Annotated in this window: 1 protein-coding gene; it reads right to left on the reverse strand. The window is 69.0% G+C overall.

The window, feature by feature from the left end; genetic code table 11:
* On the reverse strand, positions 1-496 hold a 496-nt coding region (locus tag FQ755_RS08325; protein WP_144153001.1), incomplete at both ends, for an SDR family NAD(P)-dependent oxidoreductase.

Below are 496 nucleotides of genomic sequence, written 5' to 3' on the forward strand. Positions count from 1 at the left end.
AACGGCGGCTGGCCTTGCGCGGCCAGGTCGGCATTGATCTGGGTGAGCATGCCATCGAGCGCGTCGTCCGGCAGATGGCGCGCCAGTTCCGTCATGATGCCGCCCGGATGGATCGCCACCGCGCGCACGCCGCGTGCCTTGTAGCGGCGATCGAACTCGACGGCGAACAGGATATTGGCCGTCTTCGAGCGTGCATAGGCCACCCAGGGATCGTAGGGCGTGCGCTCGAAGCCGAGGTCGTCGAGCGAGAACGGCGCCATGCGGTGCCCCGACGAGGCCACGTTGACCACGCGCGCGCCCGGCGCCAGCAAGGACGCGATGCGGTTGATGAAGACGAAGTGGCCGTGGTGGTTGGTGCCGAACTGGGTCTCGAAACCATCGGCGGTATGCCCGAAGGGCGAAGCCATCACCCCCGCGTTGGCGATCACCAGGTCGAACGGCCGACCGTCGGCGAGCAGCGCGTCGGCCGCGGCACGCACGCTGGCCAGCGAGGCCA

This window comes from Paraburkholderia sp. BCC1885 (genome assembly GCF_900996235.1).
Taxonomy (GTDB): Bacteria; Pseudomonadota; Gammaproteobacteria; order Burkholderiales; family Burkholderiaceae; genus Paraburkholderia.